Annotated in this window: 20 protein-coding genes; 12 read left to right on the top strand and 8 right to left on the bottom strand. The window is 66.9% G+C overall.

Translation table 11 applies throughout. The features are described 5' to 3' along the window. Positions 1-298 precede the first annotated feature (298 nt). The 5 genes from metH to WK25_RS14105 all read right to left on the bottom strand — a co-directional run bounded on the left by metH (position 299) and on the right by WK25_RS14105 (position 7216). On the bottom strand, positions 299-3016 hold the full coding sequence (gene metH, locus WK25_RS14125; RefSeq protein ID WP_059544663.1) for a methionine synthase: 2718 nt from the start codon (positions 3014-3016) through the stop codon (positions 299-301). A 42-nt stretch (positions 3017-3058) separates the two neighbouring features. Continuing rightward, positions 3059-4126, bottom strand: coding sequence for a homocysteine S-methyltransferase family protein (locus WK25_RS14120; protein WP_040142229.1), 1068 nt, complete (start codon positions 4124-4126; stop codon positions 3059-3061). Between the two features lie 302 nt (positions 4127-4428). Then, the gene (locus WK25_RS14115) at positions 4429-4686 is read right to left on the bottom strand and encodes a DUF3567 domain-containing protein (protein ID WP_006477667.1); all 258 of its coding nucleotides are present in this window, start codon (positions 4684-4686) and stop codon (positions 4429-4431) included. Positions 4687-4928: 242 nt separating this feature from the next. After that, positions 4929-6176: a DUF3108 domain-containing protein gene (locus WK25_RS14110; RefSeq protein WP_069241804.1), complete on the bottom strand. Its 1248-nt coding sequence runs from the start codon at positions 6174-6176 to the stop codon at positions 4929-4931. Positions 6177-6340: 164 nt separating this feature from the next. Next, positions 6341-7216, bottom strand: coding sequence for an IclR family transcriptional regulator (locus WK25_RS14105; protein ID WP_040142225.1), 876 nt, complete (start codon positions 7214-7216; stop codon positions 6341-6343). A 125-nt stretch (positions 7217-7341) separates the two neighbouring features. Between WK25_RS14105 and WK25_RS14100 the strand changes: the two genes are divergently transcribed. The 12 genes from WK25_RS14100 to WK25_RS32060 all read left to right on the top strand — a co-directional run bounded on the left by WK25_RS14100 (position 7342) and on the right by WK25_RS32060 (position 16657). Further along, positions 7342-8334 (top strand): fumarylacetoacetate hydrolase family protein, encoded by a 993-nt coding sequence (locus WK25_RS14100; protein WP_069241803.1) that lies wholly within the window; start codon positions 7342-7344, stop codon positions 8332-8334. Positions 8335-8470: 136 nt separating this feature from the next. Further along, entirely contained in the window at positions 8471-9298 is an 828-nt protein-coding gene (locus tag WK25_RS14095) for an enoyl-CoA hydratase/isomerase family protein (protein ID WP_069241802.1), read from the top strand. Between the two features lie 80 nt (positions 9299-9378). After that, positions 9379-10137: a PhaM family polyhydroxyalkanoate granule multifunctional regulatory protein gene (locus WK25_RS14090; protein WP_040142219.1), complete on the top strand. Its 759-nt coding sequence runs from the start codon at positions 9379-9381 to the stop codon at positions 10135-10137. A gap of 24 nt (positions 10138-10161) precedes the next feature. Then, positions 10162-11388 carry a patatin-like phospholipase family protein gene (locus WK25_RS14085; RefSeq protein ID WP_040142217.1) on the top strand — a complete coding sequence of 409 codons (1227 nt, stop codon included), beginning with the start codon at positions 10162-10164 and terminating at the stop codon, positions 11386-11388. 483 nt (positions 11389-11871) lie between these two features. Next, positions 11872-12750: a ferritin gene (locus tag WK25_RS14080; RefSeq protein WP_040142215.1), complete on the top strand. Its 879-nt coding sequence runs from the start codon at positions 11872-11874 to the stop codon at positions 12748-12750. Positions 12751-12914: 164 nt separating this feature from the next. Further along, complete coding sequence (rfaE2, locus tag WK25_RS14075; protein WP_069241801.1) at positions 12915-13391, top strand: D-glycero-beta-D-manno-heptose 1-phosphate adenylyltransferase; 477 nt, start codon at positions 12915-12917, stop codon at positions 13389-13391. Positions 13392-13536: 145 nt separating this feature from the next. Then, positions 13537-13671, top strand: coding sequence for an Arm DNA-binding domain-containing protein (locus tag WK25_RS32335; protein WP_335622156.1), 135 nt, complete (start codon positions 13537-13539; stop codon positions 13669-13671). Positions 13672-13695: 24 nt separating this feature from the next. Further along, a complete protein-coding gene (locus WK25_RS14070; RefSeq protein ID WP_226209116.1) occupies positions 13696-14313 on the top strand; it encodes a tyrosine-type recombinase/integrase in 618 nt (205 codons plus the stop codon). Between the two features lie 93 nt (positions 14314-14406). Further along, on the top strand, positions 14407-15495 hold the full coding sequence (locus tag WK25_RS14065) for a DUF6708 domain-containing protein (protein WP_069241800.1): 1089 nt from the start codon (positions 14407-14409) through the stop codon (positions 15493-15495). Positions 15496-15497: 2 nt separating this feature from the next. Further along, entirely contained in the window at positions 15498-15758 is a 261-nt protein-coding gene (locus WK25_RS14060) for a PAAR domain-containing protein (RefSeq protein ID WP_069242002.1), read from the top strand. Between the two features lie 33 nt (positions 15759-15791). Continuing rightward, positions 15792-16004, top strand: a complete 213-nt coding sequence (locus WK25_RS32065; RefSeq protein ID WP_226209111.1) for a hypothetical protein — start codon at positions 15792-15794, stop codon at positions 16002-16004. 272 nt (positions 16005-16276) lie between these two features. Further along, positions 16277-16657 (top strand): hypothetical protein, encoded by a 381-nt coding sequence (locus WK25_RS32060; RefSeq protein WP_226209109.1) that lies wholly within the window; start codon positions 16277-16279, stop codon positions 16655-16657. Between the two features lie 16 nt (positions 16658-16673). On the opposite strand, the gene WK25_RS14050 is transcribed toward WK25_RS32060, so the two are convergent. The 3 genes from WK25_RS14050 to WK25_RS14040 all read right to left on the bottom strand — a co-directional run bounded on the left by WK25_RS14050 (position 16674) and on the right by WK25_RS14040 (position 18820). Further along, complete coding sequence (locus tag WK25_RS14050; RefSeq protein WP_069241799.1) at positions 16674-16916, bottom strand: hypothetical protein; 243 nt, start codon at positions 16914-16916, stop codon at positions 16674-16676. A gap of 198 nt (positions 16917-17114) precedes the next feature. After that, entirely contained in the window at positions 17115-17903 is a 789-nt protein-coding gene (locus tag WK25_RS14045) for a type III pantothenate kinase (protein WP_069241798.1), read from the bottom strand. Next, the gene (locus WK25_RS14040; protein WP_069241797.1) at positions 17900-18820 is read right to left on the bottom strand and encodes a biotin--[acetyl-CoA-carboxylase] ligase; all 921 of its coding nucleotides are present in this window, start codon (positions 18818-18820) and stop codon (positions 17900-17902) included. Before WK25_RS14040 ends, WK25_RS14045 begins: the two co-directional genes overlap by 4 nt. Between the last annotated feature and the right edge of the window lie 104 nt (positions 18821-18924).

Genomic DNA, 18924 nt, shown 5'->3' with positions numbered 1-18924 from the left:
GCAAAGGCAGTGAAGGGGCCCGCTCGCAGCGGGCCGTTTCTTTTTGTCTGATGAACTCGCGCTCGCGCGCCTGGCGGCCTGCGTGTCGCCGTCCGGCGCTCCCGTCAGCGTTCGCGGCGGCGCGTGACATCGCGAACGCAGCGGTCCCATTTGAAGCGGCGCGTAAAGCGGCGGCCCGAGAACCGCACCCGAGCCGTCGCGCCGAATGTCGAGATCGGCGAGGGTGCGTGACAGGACTGCTGCGCCATGCGGCCGTCGACCGGCGCGCGCGGCGGCGGCAGCGGCGACGCCGCTGCGGTTACAGTTGCGGCGCCAGCGCGCGGCGTGCGTCGTCGAGCGACAGCGCCATCCGCCGCGCATAGTCGTCCAGCTGATCCTGCCCGATTTTTCCGACGGAGAAGTAGCGGCTGTCCGGATGCGCGAGATAGAAGCCCGACACGCTCGCCGCCGGCAGCATCGCGAGCGAATCGGTCACGCTCATCCCGATTTCGTCCGCATGCAGCGCGGCGAACATGTCGCGCTTCACGAGGTGATCGGGGCACGCCGGGTAACCGGGCGCGGGACGGATGCCCGTGTACTTCTCGGCGATCAGCGCATCGTTGTCGAGCGTCTCGCCGCTCGCATACCCCCACAGCTCGCGGCGCACGCGCGCATGCATCGCTTCGGCGAACGCTTCCGCGAAACGGTCGGCCAGCGCCTTCAGCATGATCGCGCTGTAGTCGTCGTGGTCGGCTTCGAACTGCTTTTCCTTCACGTCGACGCCGAGGCCGGCCGTCACCGCGAACATCCCGATGTAGTCGGCGACGCCCGATTCCTTCGGCGCGATGAAGTCGGCAAGCGAGCGGTTCGGGCGCATCACGCCGTCGACCACCGGGCGCACGCTCTGCTGGCGCAGGTTGCGCCACGTGAGCAGCACTTCAGAGCGCGATTCGTCGGTGTAGATCTCGATGTCGTCGTCATTCACGGTGTTCGCCGGCAGCAGCGCAATCACGCCGTTCGCGGTCAGCCAGCGGCCCTGGATCAGACGCGCAAGCATCGACTTCGCATCGGAGAACACGCGCCGCGCCGATTCGCCGACGATCTCGTCGTTCAGGATCGCCGGGTACGGGCCCGCGAGATCCCAGGTCTGGAAGAACGGGCCCCAGTCGATGTAGTTCGCGAGCTCGTTCAGGTCGTAGTTCTTGAACACGCGCCGCCCGATGAACTTCGGCTTCACCGGCGTGTAGTTCGCCCAGTCAACCTTGGTCTTGTTCGCGCGCGCCTGCTCGAGCGTGACCATCGGCTGCGCCTTGCGGTTCGCGTGCTGGTCGCGGATCCGTTCGTAATCGGACTTCAGTTCGTCGAGGTACTTCGCCGCACCTTCGTCCGACAGCAGATTCGACGCGACCGACACCGAGCGCGATGCGTCGGGCACGTAGACGACCGGGCCTTCGTAATGCGGCGCGATCTTCACGGCCGTGTGCACGCGCGACGTGGTCGCGCCGCCGATCAGCAGCGGAATCTTCTTCACGCGGAAGTAGTCGTCGCGCTGCATCTCCGACGCAACGTACGCCATTTCCTCGAGGCTCGGCGTGATCAGGCCCGACAGGCCGATGATGTCCGCGCCCTCGACCTTCGCCTTCGCGAGGATCTCGTTGCACGGCACCATCACGCCCATGTTGACGACTTCGAAGTTGTTGCACTGGAGCACGACCGACACGATGTTCTTGCCGATGTCGTGCACGTCGCCCTTCACGGTCGCGATCACGATCTTGCCCTTCGCGCGCACGTCGCCGCCCGCTTCCGCGAGCAGCCGCTTTTCTTCCTCGATGAACGGAATCAGGTGCGCGACCGCCTGCTTCATCACGCGAGCGGACTTCACGACTTGCGGCAGGAACATCTTGCCCTGGCCGAACAGGTCGCCGACGATGTTCATCCCGTCCATCAGCGGGCCTTCGATCACGTTGATCGGGCGGCCGCCGGCCGCGGCGATCTTCGCGCGCACTTCCTCGGTATCCTCGACGATGAACGTCGTGATCCCGTGCACCAGCGCATGCGAGAGCCGCTTCTCGACCGGCTGGTTGCGCCACTCGAGGTTCTCTTCCTTCTTCGCGCCGCCCGCCTTGAACTTGTCGGCGATCTCGAGCAGGCGGTCGGTGGAATCCGCGCGCCGGTTCAGGATCACGTCCTCGACGTGCTCGCGCAGCTCCGGATCGAGATCGGCGTACACGCCGAGCTGGCCCGCGTTCACGATGCCCATGTCCATCCCCGCCTGGATCGCGTGGTACAGGAACACGGTGTGGATCGCCTCGCGCACCGGGTCGTTGCCGCGGAACGAGAACGACACGTTCGACACGCCGCCGCTCACCTTCGCATGCGGCAGGTTCTGCTTGATCCAGCGCGTCGCCTCGATGAAGTCGACCGCGTAATTATTGTGTTCCTCGATGCCCGTCGCGACTGCGAAGATGTTCGGATCGAAGATGATGTCTTCCGGCGGGAAGCCGACTTCGTTCACGAGGAAGTCGTACGAGCGCTTGCAGATGTCGATCTTGCGCTGGTAGGTATCGGCCTGGCCCGTCTCGTCGAACGCCATCACCACCGCGGCCGCGCCGTAGCGGCGGATCAGCTTCGCATGATGGCGGAACGCGTCCTCGCCTTCCTTCAGCGAGATCGAGTTCACGATCGCCTTGCCCTGCACGCACTTGAGGCCGGCCTCGATCACTTCCCACTTCGACGAGTCGATCATGATCGGCACGCGCGCGATGTCCGGCTCCGATGCGATCAGGTTCAGGAAGCGCACCATCGCCGCCTTCGAATCGAGCATCGCCTCGTCCATGTTGACGTCGATCACCTGCGCGCCGTTCTCGACCTGCTGGCGCGCGACGGCGAGCGCCTCGTCGAACTGGCCGTTGAGGATCATTCGCGCGAACGCCTTCGAGCCGGTGACGTTGGTGCGTTCGCCGACGTTGATGAAGAGCGTCCCGGACGTGACGTTGAACGGCTCGAGGCCGGCAAGGCGCATCATGTGATCGGTCATGGCGGTGCGAATTCGTGTGATGTAGGGCGTGGGGGCTGTCGGTCAGGCGGCGTCGCTGTACTGGCTCGGCCAGCGGCGCGGTTTTACGTCGGCGAGCGCCTTCGCGATCTCGGCGATGTGTTCGGGCGTCGTGCCGCAGCAGCCGCCGGCGAGGTTCACGAGCCCGGCCTGCGCGAATTCCTTCAAGAGGCCCGACGTGACGTCCGGCGTCTCGTCGAAACCGGTGTCGCTCATCGGGTTCGGCAGGCCCGCGTTCGGGTAGCACGACACGTAGGTGTCGCACAGCTTCGCGAGCTCGGCGATGTACGGGCGCATCAGCGCCGCGCCGAGCGCGCAGTTCAGGCCGAACGTGAGCGGCTTCGCATGACGCAGCGAGTTCCAGAACGCCTCGACCGTCTGGCCCGACAGGATGCGGCCCGACGCGTCGGTCACGGTGCCCGAGATCATGATCGGCAGGCGCTCGCCGGTGTCCTCGAACAGTTCGTCGAGCGCGAACAGCGCGGCCTTCGCGTTCAGCGTGTCGAAGATCGTCTCGACGAGGAACAGGTCGACGCCGCCGTCGAGCAGCGCCTTCGCCTGCTGGTAGTACGCGTCGCGCAGCTCGTCGAACGTGACGTTGCGCGCGCCCGGATCGTTCACGTCCGGCGAGATGCTCGCCGTTTTCGGCGTCGGCCCGATCGCGCCGGCGACGAAGCGCGGCTTGTCCGGCGTCGCGTACCTGGCCGCGGACGCGCGCGCGAGCCGCGCCGACTCGACGTTCATCTCGACGACGAGGTCTTCCATCCCGTAGTCGGCCTGCGCGACCGTCGTCGCGCCGAACGTGTTGGTTTCGACGATGTCCGCGCCGGCCGCGAAGTACTTGTCGTGGATCTCGCTGATGATCTGCGGCTGCGTGAGCGACAGCAGTTCGTTGTTGCCCTTGATGTCGCGCGGGAAGTCCTTGAAGCGCTCGCCGCGATATGCGGCCTCGTCGAGCTTGTAGCGCTGGATCATCGTGCCCATCGCGCCGTCGAGGATCAGGATGCGCGATTTCAGTAGCGCGGGCAGTTCGGCGCCGCGCGTGTAGCGCGCGTCGAGCGGGGCGGAAGCGGCGAGAGGAGTCGCAGACATGGCGGAAGACGGGCGAAGACGGGAAAACCGTCATTGTAGCCGGTGCGCCCATGCGCCGCCCGGCCTCGCGCGACGCGGCGCGGCCGGGCGCGCGACAGGCGGATTGCGCGCGACCGCAGGTGCGGCGGCCATGCCGTCGAAGCATGCGGCCTGGCGTTGCCCGCGCAACGAACGCGTGCGGGCGCAAACCAAACGAAAACCCCCGCCCGGCGAACCGGGGCGGGGGCTTGGATCGGAGTGCTCGCGACGCCGCGCAAGTGCACGGCGAGCGGCCCGGCGTTCGGCCGGGCCTTGGGCGTCGGTTAATGCAGCACGACGGGCATCATCATCAGACTGTCGAATTGCCCGAGGAATTCGTCCACTTCGTCAAGCGACGGCTCATCCTCGATCAACTGCTTCACGTGCGCGCGGAATCGCTCGGCGAGCTCGCCGTCGATGAAGATTTCGCGCTGCGCGTTCTTGTCGACGATTTCATATCCGCCGGCATTCATCAGATGGTGGCCGGCCTGCGGCGCAAATTCGACGACGCAGTAATTGGGGCTGTTGTAGATCATTTGCATGGCGGCACTCCTCTTCGCAGTGGCATCTGGCCTTGTTGTCCCGTAGGTGGGGCGGGCCGTGCCGGTTTCAAGGGGCTTGCGCTGCACACCCCGTTCTCCCGTTTGCGTGGGGTGTATCGGTTAGAAGCCGATGTCTATCAAACGTTCCTATTGTGATCCGGTGCACTGAAATAGTTGTTAAAGAGTGTCATCGGCCGTTTCCGCCCGTTCTTTAATCGGTCGAAATTGCCGATTCGTCGATTTCACCGTGCGGCGGACGCCGGCGCGGGCGCTTCCACTGCCGGCTGCTGCACGGGTTGCGCGGGCGCGGCGGCCGGCGCCGGCGCCGCCGCAGGCGACGATGCTGCGGCGGGCGCATACGCCGTTCCTCCTGACGGCGCGGCATCGGCAGGTGCGCGCGGCGGCGCGAGCGGGCCGTGCCACAGCAGCTCGATTTGCGCGCCGTTCGGCTCCGATTGTACGAGCCTCGCGGGCAGCCAGCCGAGCGACGGCGCGAGCCACATGTCGATGCGCCGCGTGTCGCCTTCGCGGCGCGGCAGCCGCATGAAGTGACGCGCGCGCACGATGCCTGCTTGCGTCTGCACGTCCTCGTCGCCGATCACCGTGATCGGCCAGGTCTCGCCGTTGTTGTTGTCGATCACGAAGAACTGCTGCGTGACGCCCGGCTTGTACGCGGACGGATTGCCGCGCACGAGCCCCGACAACTGCATCAGCATGCTGAAGCGGTCCTGCACGCCGTCGGGCAGCGGCGCGTTGTTCGGCGTGCGCGTGAACACGACCTGGCGAATCTCGCGATTGAAGATCGCGATGTCCTCGGGCCGCTTGCCGCGCTTTTCGACGTAACGGTCGGGCGCGACGCCGAATGCATCGATGCGGCCTTCGCTGCGGTACGCGAACGGACCCACGAACGGCACGGGCATCGACACCGACAGATCGTACGCGTGACCGTCGGTGCGCCAGTGGATCGTGCCGATCATGTTCTGCATCCCGTTGTAGAACGTGTCGTACTGCAGATCGCCGGACGGCGGCGCCGCGAACTTCACGCCGTTCGTCGCGGGGCCGGGGGGCGCGGCGCTACCGGCGCCGGCCGCGGATGCCGCCGGCGTGTCCGACGCGCCGGCCGTGGCGCTTGCAGCGGACGCGCCGGACGCGGCCGGCGGCGGTTCGCCGTGCTCGGCCGTCTGCGTCGACGTGAGCACGGGCTCCTGCGCGGGCGCGGGCTTCGGTGCGGCGCGAGCCGGCTTCGCGGGCGCGGGCTCGGCAGGACGGTCGGCCGGCTTCGGGGCGGGTTGGCGCTCGATCGGCCGCGGCTTCAGCAGCTCGATCTGCACCGGGATCTCGGCGGGCGCGGGCGGCGTGAACGCATCGCGATTGCGCGTCAGCCACAACGCTGCGAGCGCGTGCAGCACGAGCACGACGACGACCGCGATGCCCGCGCGCAGCCAGTGGCGGGGCAGGTCGTGACGAGGGCGGGTGTCGGCAGGCGGCATCGGCGAAACGGGACAGGGTTGGGGCGGTCGTGGCGCGGCGCGCGCAATGCGTCACAGCAATCGGACCGCCGGACGCGCCGCGCGTTCGCAGTGCATCGCACGGATGCGCCGCGACTGCGGCACGCGCGGGGCGCGGAGATGACGCGCCCCGCGGGTCATGCGGATCACGCGTCGCGCGCGCCCGGACTATAGCCGAGTTCGTAGGACAGTTTCTGCGCGCATGCCCGCAGCGCGGTATCCATCTCGCCGCCCCACGCGATGTCGAACATGCCTTCCTGGCCGAGCGCGACGATCGCGAGCGCGAGTTCGCCAACCGAATCGAACACCGGCATGCAGAACGCGTGGATCGTCGGCAGCAGCATCCCCTCGACGCGCGCGGCCTGATGCGCGCGCACGTCGGCGAGCACCGCCTCCACTTCATCGAGCGTGCGCGGGCCGCCGTGATGCGGCGAGCGGCGCGTGTCGGCGAGCTCGCGCTCGAGCATCGCGGCGGTCTTGCTGCGCGGCAGGTAGGCGGCGAACAGCAGGCCGGTCGCGGAGCCGAGCAGCGGCATGACGTCGCCGAGCTTCAGCGACGCCTTCGCGGGATGGCTCGATTCCATCCAGTGCACGATCGTCGGCCCCTGATTGCCCCACACCGCGATGCCGACGGTCTGGTCGACGCGGTCGCGCAACTCGGTCAGCGCGATCCGCGCGAGCTTTACGCCGTCGACGCGCGCGAGCCGCGCGAGCCCCATCTGCAGCGCGAAGCCGCCGAGCTCGTAGCGGCCCGACACCGGATCCTGCGACACCACGCCGAGCCGCAGGAAACTGACCAGATAGCGGTGCGCCTTCGCCGGGCTCATGCCCGCACGCTGCGCGAGGTCGCGCAGCATCATCGCGCGCGGTTCGCTCGTCAGCACGTCGAGCAGGCGAAAGCCGACCTCGATCGACTGGATGCCGGAGCGGACCTTCTCGCCGCCTTCGCCGTGCTCGCCGGAGCCGGCGTCGTCGGTATCGGAATCGGCGAGATCGTCGTCGGGAAGCGGGCTGGCGGGCATGGGCAACGGGGCGCGACTGGGCGGCAAGGTCGGGACGGAAGCGGCATGCGCGATCGTGGCGCGCCGCACGGATTCACCATCGTAAAATAGATTCCCTCCATCGTCACTACAACGGCAGATACCCCATGAAACTTGCATCGCTGAAGGACGGCACGCGCGACGGCCAGCTGATCGTCGTGTCGCGCGACCTGCACACCGCGGCAATCGCCGACGCGATCGCGCCGACGCTGCAGCGCGTCCTCGACGACTGGGCGTTCTACGCGCCGCAACTGCGCGACCTGTACGAAGCGCTGAACCACGGACGCGCACGCAACGCATTCGCGTTCGATCCGGCGAACTGCATGGCGCCGCTGCCGCGCGCGTTCCAGTGGGCCGACGGCTCCGCATACGTGAACCACGTCGAGCTGGTGCGCCGTGCGCGCGGTGCGGAGATGCCGCCGGAGTTCTGGACCGATCCGCTGATGTATCAGGGCGGCAGCGACGATTTCCTCGGTGCGCGCGACGACATCGTGTGCCCGTCCGAGGAGTGGGGCATCGACTTCGAGGCCGAGGTCGCGGTGATCACCGGCGACGTGCCGATGAGCGCATCGCCCGACGACGCGCTGAAATCGGTGCGGCTCATCACGCTTGCGAACGACGTGTCGCTGCGCAATCTGATTCCGGCGGAACTCGCGAAGGGCTTCGGCTTCTTCCAGAGCAAGCCGGCGACCGCGTTCGCGCCGGTGGCGGTGACGCCCGACGAGCTCGACGAAGCGTGGCGCGAAGGCCGCGTGCACCGGCCGATGATCGTCCACTGGAACGGCAAGAAAGTCGGGCAGCCCGATGCGGGCACCGACATGGTGTTCCACTTCGGCCAGTTGATCGCGCACGCGGCGAAGACGCGCAACCTGCGTGCCGGCTCGATCGTGGGCTCGGGCACCGTGTCGAACAAGGACGTGAAGCGCGGCTACTGCTGCATCGCCGAGAAGCGTTGCCTCGAGACGATCGAGCACGGTGCGCCGCAGACCGAATTCATGCGCTACGGCGACACCGTGCGCATCGAGATGTTCGACGCGGCCGGCAAGTCGATCTTCGGTGCGATCGAGCAGGCGGTCGCGCCGCCGGACGGCGCGGCCTGACGGTGGCGCGATTGCGCGCGACGCCGGGGCGCGGGGCGCACGCTGGGTTTCGCCCGATGTTTGCTCGCGCGGGCTTCGCTACACTCGATTCAAGCGTTTCAAACGTTCAACGCGTTTCCCGAACCCGGAGCCGAGCATGGCCGATCTCGCCGCATACAGCGGTTACGAAGCATTGAAGGTGACACGCCGCGAGCATGGCGTGCTCGACATCGTGATGAGCGGCGAGGGCGCGAACCGCAGCGGCCTCGCCACCGCGAACGAGCGCATGCATCGTGAGCTCGCCGACATCTGGCGCGACGTCGATCGCGATCCCGACACGCGCGTCGCGGTGATCCGCGGCGAGGGCAAGGGCTTCTCGGCGGGGGGCGATCTCGCGCTCGTCGAGTCGATGGCGAACGACTTCGACGTGCGCGCCCGCGTATGGCGGGAAGCGCGCGACCTCGTCTACAACGTGATCAACTGCAGCAAGCCGATCGTGTCCGCGATGCACGGGCCGGCCGTCGGCGCGGGGCTCGTCGCCGGGTTGCTCGCCGACATCTCGATCGCCGCGAAGGACGCCCGCATCATCGATGGCCATACGCGGCTCGGCGTCGCGGCCGGCGATCATGCGGCGATCGTCTGGCCACTGTTGTGCGGAATGGCGAAGGCGAAGTACTACCTGCTGCTGTGCGAACCCGTGAGCGGCGACGAGGCCGAGCGGATCGGCCTCGTGTCGCTCGCGGTGGAGCCGGCCGAGCTGCTGCCGAAGGCGTACGAGGTCGCGCAGCGGCTCGCGCACGGATCGCAGACGGCGGTCCGCTGGACCAAGTACGCGCTGAACAACTGGCTGCGCAGCGCGGGGCCGACGTTCGATGCGTCGCTCGCGCTCGAATTCATGGGCTTCTCGGGGCCCGACGTGCAGGAAGGCATTCGTTCGCTGCGCGAGCGGCGCGCACCGGACTTCCCCGGCGGCGCACTGTTCTGACGACGCGCTATCATCGAATCAAAGGCGGCTGCACGCGCGCGTCGGCCGCTTCGCCCACCCAGTCAACCCAGGACGCCCGTATGACGACCGATGCCTCCGGCTCCAACCCTTTTGCCGGCTTTGCCGGTTTCAAGCCTGCCGACATGCTCGACCGGATGTGGGACATGATGCGGATGTCGCCGTTCGGCGGAATGGCGTCGTTTCCGGGCGCTGCGTCGGGGCTGCCGCCGTCGCTGTCGACCATGTCCGACATGATGGCGCCGCTCACGAGCGTCGAGGAGCTCGACAAGCGGATCACCGATCTGCGTGCGGTCGAGCAATGGCTGAAGCTCAACCTCGGCATGCTGCAGTCCGCGATCCAGGCGCTCGAGGTCCAGCGTGCGACGCTGGCGACGTTGCGCGCATTCGGCGCGTTCGCGCAAAGCTCGATGTCGGCAGCGGAAGAAGCGGCGGTCGCTGCCGCGCAAGCCGCTTCGGCACCGCCCGCCGATACGCAGCCGGCGCCGGATGCTGCGGCAGCCGGCGCGCCAGCCGATGCGCCGCCAGCCCCCGACGCCGCGCAGCAAGCGTTCGATCCGTCGGGCTGGTGGAACCTGCTGCAGGCGCAGTTCAACCAGCTCGCGAGCCTCGCGATGGCGCAGCCGGGCATGCAGCCCGGGGCGCCGGCCGATGCGCCGCCCGAGCAACCCGCGTCGTCTACCCGCAAAGACGCGCCCGCACCGGCCGCCGCCGCGCCCCGCAAGCCGGCCGCGAAGCGCGCGAAGCCGGCCGGCTCGGCCGCCGCGCGCGCAGCCGCCGCTTCGTCGCCGGAAACCCGGCCGCCGAAGCGCTCGACGTGACGCGAACCGGTTAGCAGGTCGATCATGCGGCTCGCGCTCGTTCTGATGGGGGGCGGCGCACGCGCCGCCTACCAGGTCGGCGTGCTGAAGGCGCTGGCCGAGATCTCGCGCGAGGCCGATCCGCATCGGCATACGGTGCCGTTTACGGTCGTGTGCGGATCGTCGGCCGGCGCGATCAATGCGACGTCGATCGCAAGCCATGCGGACGATTTCTCGCACGGCGTGCGGCGCCTGCTCGAATTCTGGGAGCCGCTGCGCGCCGACTACGTGTATCGCACCGACTGGCTCGGCATCGCGGCGGCGGGCGCGCGCTGGCTCGCTACGATGACCTTCGGCTGGGCGGCACGCCGTTCGCCGCGCGGGCTGCTCGACAACGCGCCGCTCGCGCACCTGCTGCAGCGCGAGTTGAGTTTTCACCGGATCGAGCAGATGCTCGAAGCCCGGCTGCTGCATGCGCTGTCTGTCACCGCGCTCAGCTATTCGAGCGGCCGGCACCTGACCTTCTATCAGGCGGCCGAGCCGATCCAGGCCTGGCGGCGCGCGCAGCGCACCGCGCGGCTCGTCGACCTGTCGGCGTCGCACCTGCTTGCGTCGTCGGCCATTCCGTTCGTGTTCCCTGCCGTGCCGCTGGTGCTCGACGGGCAGATCGAGTATTTCGGCGACGGCTCGATCCGGCAGGTCGCGCCGTTGTCGCCGGCGATCCACTTCGGCGCGGACCGGATCGTCGTGATCGGCGCGGCCGATCCGCGGCCGGAGATCCCCGCCGCGAACGGCTCGGGGCGGGCACGCGGCTACCCGTCGCTCGCGCAGATCGGCCAGCAGGTGCTCGCAAGCGTGTTTCTCGACTCGATCGGCTCGGACATCGAACGGATCGAGCACATCAACCGGATGATCGAGCATCTGCCGCACCAGATCGAAGTGGATAGCGGCTGGCGGCACGTGGACGTGCTCGCGATCGCGCCGTCCGAGCGCATCGAGCTGATCGCCGCGAAGCACCTGAAGCAGATGCCGGCGACGATGCGCGGGCTGCTCGGCGCGGTGGGCGGCAGCCAGCCCGCCGGCGCGTCGTTCGCGAGCTATCTGCTGTTCGAGGAGGCGTTCACGCGCGAGCTGATCGAGCTCGGCTACCGCGACGGTCGCGCGCAGCGCGACACGCTCGCCGACTGGATCGCACGGGCCGACGGCAGCAGCGCGCCGGCGGCCGGCACGCCGCCGGAAGGCGGGCTGGCGGCGGGGGAAATGCGGGTCTGATCGCCCTTGGGACGCCAGAATGTGCGGCAGCTTACATATCGGTTGCATTTTCGCGACGCGTCCCGCGACCGATCGCCGCACCGCAGATGGCGGCGCGGGACCGGGCCGCCGTCTCGGAACCGTCATGCACGCGTGCTATCATGGCCGCCGCCGTATACACCATATCGAGCAGTCCGCCGGGCAAGCCGCGGCGCGGAATTCCTTCCAGGAGCCGCGTGGCGCCGGGGCGGGCTCGCCACCGAGCCGGCTTGCGCCGGCCCCCACATCAGGCACGCGCGGTCGGTTCCGTTCGGCGGAGCGGGGCTGCGGCGTGCAACACGGCGGCGGCGCGGCCGCCCGGCTGCCGGACGCGGAATCTGCGTCCGGGGGCCGGATTCACGCGTAAAATTAGAGTCTTGGCTGCAAAAAAGCGCGCTCGCGCGCCCACGCGGCAACAGTCACGTTTAGAGAAGTCGCATTGCGCAGAACAGGGGTGGGACCATCATGAACACCATGCTTTATCCGGAACTTTACAGGTCGCTCGAAGCCGTCCGCTGGGACATGGAGAAGGACATTCCGTGGGACAAGTTCGACGCTTCGCTGCTCACCGACGAGCAGGCGAAGACGATCAAGATGAACGCAATCACCGAGTGGTCGGCGCTGCCCGCGACGGAAATGTTTCTGCGCGACAACCAGCACGACAGCGATTTTTCCGCGTTCATGAGCGTATGGTTCTTCGAGGAGCAGAAGCATTCGCTCGTGCTGATGGAATACCTGCGCCGCTTCCGGCCGGAAATGGTGCCGACCGAAGAGGAGCTGCACGCAGTGCGCTTCGAGTTCGATCCGGCGCCGCCGCTCGAGACGCTGATGCTGCACTTCTGCGGCGAAATCCGCCTGAATCACTGGTATCGCTGCGCGGCCGACTGGCACACCGAGCCGGTCATCAAGCACATCTACGAAACGATCTCGCGCGATGAAGCGCGCCATGGCGGCGCGTACCTGCGCTACATGAAGAAGGCGCTGAACAACTGCGGCGACGTCGCACGCGCGGCGTTCGCGAAGATCGGCGTGCTGATGGCGTCGGCGCGCCGCACCGAGAAGCCGTTGCACCCGACCAACCTGCACGTGAACCAGGCGCTGTTCCCGCGCGACACCGTGCAGTCGCGGCTGCCCGATCCGGAATGGCTCGAGCGCTGGCTCGACGAACAGATCCGCTTCGACGGCGAATGGGAAAAGAAGGTCGTCGAACGGATCCTGCACAACCTGTCGATCCTGTTCGAGCGTACGTTCGCGACCGCGCAGGAGCTGAACCGCTATCGCAAGGAAGTCACCAGCCGCCTGCAGTCCGAAAGCGGTCCGTCGTCGGCCGCGCAACCGGCCTGACGCGCGCAGCGCGGCGCAGCCGGCGCGACATGACGCCGGCCGCGGCCCCGCCGCCGCGTAACCGAAGCACGAAGCCCGCCCGATCGTCCGGCGGGCTTTTTATCTGGCGCCGCCAGTTCCAACGCGACGCGCACCGCGCGCCGCTCACGCCATCCGACATACATATGCCCGCTACCTTTGAGCGCAAGCTGATTACCCGCGACGCCCTGGTCGCCCTGCGAGCGTCGCTGCCTTCGCCGGTCGTGTTCACGAACGGCGTGTTCGACATCCTGCACCGTGGCCACGTCACGTATCTCGCCGACGCGAAGGCGCTCGGCGCATGCCTGATCGTCGGCGTGAACAGCGACGCGTCGGTGCGCATGCTCGGCAAGGGCGACGACCGCCCGATCAACCGCGAGGAAGACCGGATGGCGCTGCTCGCGGCGCTGGAAAGCGTCGACTGGGTTGTGAAGTTCGAGGAAAAGACGCCGGTGTCGCTGATCGAGGCGGTCCGTCCGGACATCCTCGTGAAGGGCGGCGACTACGATATGGACACGCTGCCGGAGTCGGCGATCGTCCGCGGCTGGGGCGGTCGTGCGCTGGCGATTCCGTTCGAGCACGACCGCTCGACCACCGCACTGCTGAAGAAGGTGCGCGGTTAGAGTGTCGTGAGATTCTGTATCGTGTCGGACATCGCCTATTGATAAGGGTTTTGGCACGGCGACGGTGCCATATGGAGCGCCAAAGTGTCATTCAATCCCCAATTTTTCCGGGTACTTTTTCGGGTAGATTTGGGGGTGTTTCGGCATGGCAGAGTGCCTGCTTCGCGATGTTCAGTGCCGCGCGGCCAAGCCGCGCGAGCGCGTTTATCGACTCAGTGATGGTGGCGGCCTCGCGCTACTGGTCAGGCCGACCGGCCATAAGTACTGGCAATTCCGCTAGTCGAAGCCTGACGGTCGTGAGGGCTTGATCCAGATTGGCCCGTATCCCCGTGTGACCGTTGAGGCAGCGCGACCCGCTCGCAATGCGCATCGCGAGGTCGTGTGGCGGGGCGATGATCCCGCGGTCCTGCGCAAACAGGAGAAGGCGGAGCGCAAGGCGAAGATTGTTTCGGCGCTGACTTTCAAGCAATGCGCACTCGCTTATGTTGAGGCGCGTAGCGTCGAATGGAGAAGTGACAAGTATCGACAGCTCTGGGTCCGCTCGCTGGCCGCTTACGCTTATCCCGTCATCGGTGCGTTGCGTCCGGCCGATGTAACGACGGACTTGGTGTTGCGCGTGCTGGAGCCAATCTGGTTGAGCAAGAACGAGACTGCATCCCGACTGCGTGCCCGTATCGAAACCATCCTGGATTGGGCGAAGGTTCGCGGATTGCGCAGCGGCGAGAATCCGGCGCGATGGACGAGGCACCTTGAACAGCTTTTGGCATCGCCCCGCAAGGTCAAACAGGTGCAGCATTACGCGGCATTGCCGTATGCGGACATCGGCGCGTTTATGGTCGAGTTGCGCGCGGTGTCCGGTTTTTATTGTGTCCATTCTTGTTGCCATCGGAATCGCAACGCTGAAAGCTTCGGAGCTAAGTGATTGGGTCAAGCGATGCAAATTTAGCGTGGGAGAGCATTACAGTACGCTCGATGACGAGCTCAAAGCGTTCAACTCAGCAATTGGAGGTTAAGCGTGGACGAAAGATTGATGAAGAAGTGCATAGGTAAGCCGGTCCCTGAATGGGACATGGCGCATCGACTGCACATTGATCAACCTGTCGGCCCGAACGCACAAGATTTTGGAACAATATTCAAAATTAACAGCGTATACATGGACGTAATCGAGCCGTCTTTTCTAGAAAAGCAATGGTCCGCTGCGGCTATGCCGATCGGTATTGCTGGAATTTGTATTGGGCCATACTTGTATTGGCTCACGGAAATTCGGTACCCATATTCTGGAAGCGTAATGGGTGATCTCATTGCCTTGCTGATCTCATTGATTTTCGCGTTTATTGTGTGGAAATTTGGTCAAGGTTTGTTCTTTGGACTTCGTCGCCGTCCGATACGCTTTCACCGAGGTGAGCGCAAGCTGTACGCTATCCGGAAGCGTCGGCACTTCGCCAAGTCCAGCGAGGGAGACATCGTATGGGAGGTGCCATGGTCAAAGGAGTCGATTTTTTGCCTGCATCGCGAGATGTCGACCTTCGGCGAGTTGTTTCATATCCGTCATTACACGGTTAACGACCAAGGCAACGTCACGCGAGTCTTCTCGATCGGCCGCGAGTGGATGCCTGCCGCCGAGGTCGAAATGGCGCTTGCACAGTGGAACTACTGGTGCAAGTACATGAGCGACGGCCCGCACGGCTTGCCGAAGCCAATGCTGTTCCACACGGAAGACGAAACACCACGCGAATCATTCCTGTTTTCGCTGTACGGTTTTGGCATGCAGGCCCCCGTGCTCTGGCGCATCATCATGATGCCATTCATACTCGCCTTTACCGCGATGCGCATCCTAGCTAATTCGACTAGTCGCGACCCGATCTGGCCTTCCGAAATTGCGAAGATTAGCGAGGTCGATCCGAACGACCCTTATGCACAGCCGCGTTCAGGTACGCCGGTTGGATGGGGGGATACTGTGCTGGCCCAGCAGCGCGGAGACTATCCCAACGAAGCAAAAGCTAAGACCGAGGGCTGGGTCGGCGAACCGGATGGCAAACGCTTCGCGATGGCGTGGCTCGAGAACCCGGCGGTTGCTGGCTCGTACGTCGGAACGCGAGGTTGATGATGAAAGACGAGAACGGACGCGGCGTGATCCGCTTGCATGACAAGACGACCCACGGCGGCGAAGTGATCACTGCGAGCGATGATCTGACGGCGCTGGGCGTTCCGGTTGCGCTGAAAGACCACCTGACATGGTGCCCGAAGTGCGGCGGCCAGTTCAGGATCATTCCGCTAGACGGCGCGCGCAATCATCACGGTACGCCGGTCGCATTTCACGATGATCTGACGGAGTGCGGCGCACGATTGATTTCGTCCCTTGAGTAAATTGCATTGCGTACGAGGGAATCGACGGATCGGATGAAGGAAGCCGTATTGACCGGCGCATCGCCGCGTAATACCGCTTTGGTATCTGAGGTCCAGCGTCAGGCAATACGGGCCGACATTCGTCAGCGGCTCGTTACCGCGTTGGTGCGCTCGGGCGACGCAATCTCCGATCCGACGCTCGCGCGCTTGCCTGGACCGGTGCGCTATCGGGTCACAGGTGCGCTCCTCGCGTGGGACTCGTTGTGAGCCGCGACCGATCGCGTGGCGTCGCCGACGCTGACCGAAATGCTGCGCTCGCATGGCATCCTGCGTTTGACGCGCTATTTCGATCGCTTCACGCGGGATCTCGTGCCGCACGGCGCTGAAGGTCGCTCTGCGGACGCACTCGCCGGGGGCGCTCAGTACAGCGCCATGTGGCTGGCATTTGAGGTACGGAAAGGGGTGTTTTTTACGAGCCGACGCCACCGCTGCACCGCCTGCTCGATGCCGGCTATATCGCGGAAGATGTGCCGATCGGCATGCTCAAGATGCCGACCGATACGCTCTGCATTATTCCCGGACCTACTCGTTGGAGACAAGCAGGCAACATCGAGGCGATCACGATTTTCAAGAATGAACGGTCGATCGGGTTTGCAACATGGCTTATGGCCGGCGGTCCTGATGACGGCGCGGCGATGGACTCGATTACGCTGCCGCTGGAAGACCCTGACAAGACGATCCGTGAATTGGTGGACGACTTGTTCCAGCGGCCTGCGGCTGACGGAATGCCCGATCCGCCTGACGCTCAGCGGTTCTGGCGCGACGCGTTGGACTACGCGATCAAGATGTTGCCGTACCTCAACGCACGCGATGCCCAAGTAGTCCATGACCTGAAGAAGGTGCGCGCGCAGCAGCCCTGATACGCGCGCGGCGCCGTCACGGCGCCGAGCCCGGCAGCGGCTCCGCCGTCACGCCCGGCGCGGAGATCGGCGCGCCGACCACGGGCTGGTCGGTCGCCTGCATGAGCGGCATCGCATGCAGCGCGGCCGGCTGCACTTGCCGCGACAGAATGCCCGGCTCGCGCGGGCCGGCGGCCGGCGCCGGGCCGAACACGCCGCGCACGGCCACGAATGCGAGCAGGTTCGCGAGAAAGAGAACAGCGATCAGCCAGCGCAGCATCGTCGAAACTCCTCGTCGTTTCAGTCGTTCGTTCAGTCAGGCCGGCCCGCATGGGCCGGCGTGATCGATTCAGTGCCCCGTTCGGCCGGCTGTCGGCATGGGCGCACGCGGCGGCGCCGTGTTCCACTCTCGATACCCTGACCAGGCCCGCAACGGGCTTGCGTCGACGCCGCCGGCACGATGCCGGTCGGCACTTCGTCAATCCTGCGCCGCCGCCTCCGCCGCGATAAGCGCGAGTCCCGACAGGATCAGCGCATCGTGTCGCGTATGCGGGAGCGTCAGCGCGCGTGCGACGTCGTCCGCCGCACCGCCTGCGAGCACGAGCCGCACCGGCGCCTGCCATGCGTCGGCAAGATCGCGCCACGCACGTTCGATCAGCCCCGCCTGCGCATACAGGCACCCGGCCGACAGCGAGCGCGGCGTATCGACCTGGAACGGCTCCGGGTGCGCGCCTGCGAGCAGGCCGCTCGCGATGTCGGTGGTCAGCGTCGGCAATTGCGCGGTATGCGTGCCGAGCGCGCGCATCATCAGCGCCCAGCCCGGTGCGATCAGCCCGCCGGTGAAACGGCCGTCCGCACGCAGCGCTTCCAGCGTCGTCGCCGTGCCGAACGTCGCGATCAGCAGATGCTCGCCCGGAAACGCCGCACGCGCGCCGATCAGTCCGGCCCAACGATCGCTGCCGAGTTGCTCGGGCGTCGTGTAGCCGTTCGTCACGCCGCATTGCGCGGACCGCGAGCGGATCGTCGTGCGCGGCAGGCCCGGCCAGTGCGCATCGATCAGCGCGTGGAGCCGCGCGGCGACGTCGGGGCCTGCGACGTTCGAGATCCACGCATCGCGCGGGCGCGGCAGCGCCGACCAATCGGGATCGGCACCGCCATCTCGCGTGTGGCCGAACGCGCCAGTGTCCGCGAGCGTGCGTTGCGCGTCGGCGAGCGCCCACTTGATCCGGCTGTTGCCGGCGTCGATCAGCAGATGTGCTTCGCTCATTGCGCTTCGCGCAGCGACACGTCGCCGGCCGCGATCGCCCGTACGCCGTCCGGCGTGTCGAGCAGCAGCTGGCCGGTCGCATCGATGCCCGTCGCGATGCCGCGCGCGCGTTCGACGCCCTGTTCGAGCAGCACAACCTCGCGCCCCGCATACGCGTGCAGCGCATGCCAGCGCGGCAGGAACGGCGCGAGTCCGTCGGTGCCGAATTGCGCGAGTGCGGGCGTGAGTGCGTTCAGCGCTGCGGCGAGCGTGTCGGTGAGATTGGCCGACGCGCATGCGCTCGACAGCGCGGCCGGCGGCAGCCCGCTTGCGAGCGCGGCTTCGCGGGCGCGCAGTGCGTCGACCTGCGCGGCAACGGCTTCCGCGCCGCGCACGTTGATGCCGAAGCCGATCACGACCGCGGTCGCGCTGGCGGTGGTCCATACGGTTTCGATCAAGATCCCGGCGAGTTTGCCGACGATGCGCGGCGTGCCGGCGTCGGTTACCGTCAGCAGCAGGTCGTTCGGCCATTTGAGCGCCACGCGTGCGCGGGCATCGAGCGGCAGCGTCGCGAGCCCTTCCGCAAGCGCGACGCCGATCGCAATGCTCAGGCCGCCGAGTGCATCGACTGCGCGCGGCACGATGCAGCCGACCGAGCACAGCAGCGCATTGCCGGGTTGCGCGAACCACGGGCGGCCTTGCCGGCCGCGACCGGTCGTCTGCTCGAACGCGACGCGCACGAGCGGCGCGGGCAGGGCGTTCGCCGCGCGCGGCAGCGCCTTCAGGCGCGCCGCGACGTCGGCGTTGGTCGAGCCGGTGGCGGCGACGATATCGAGCGGCCACGCGCGCGGCGCGGCATCCAGGTGCGCCTCGAGCCGGCTGCGGGCGATGTGCGCGTCGCCGGAATCGGGCGTGTCGGAGGAGGTGGGGGCGTTCATGGCGCCTATTGTAGCGACAGGGGACGTTGGCGCGTGCCGGGCGATGCGCGCGGCGGGCGGGCGTACCGCGGCGGCCTGCGCACGAACTGCGCCGGCCCGCCCGC

It is taken from the genome of Burkholderia latens (genome assembly GCF_001718795.1).
In the GTDB taxonomy this organism is placed as follows: domain Bacteria; phylum Pseudomonadota; class Gammaproteobacteria; order Burkholderiales; family Burkholderiaceae; genus Burkholderia; species Burkholderia latens_A.
This window is presented reverse-complemented; position numbering and strand designations above follow the sequence as displayed.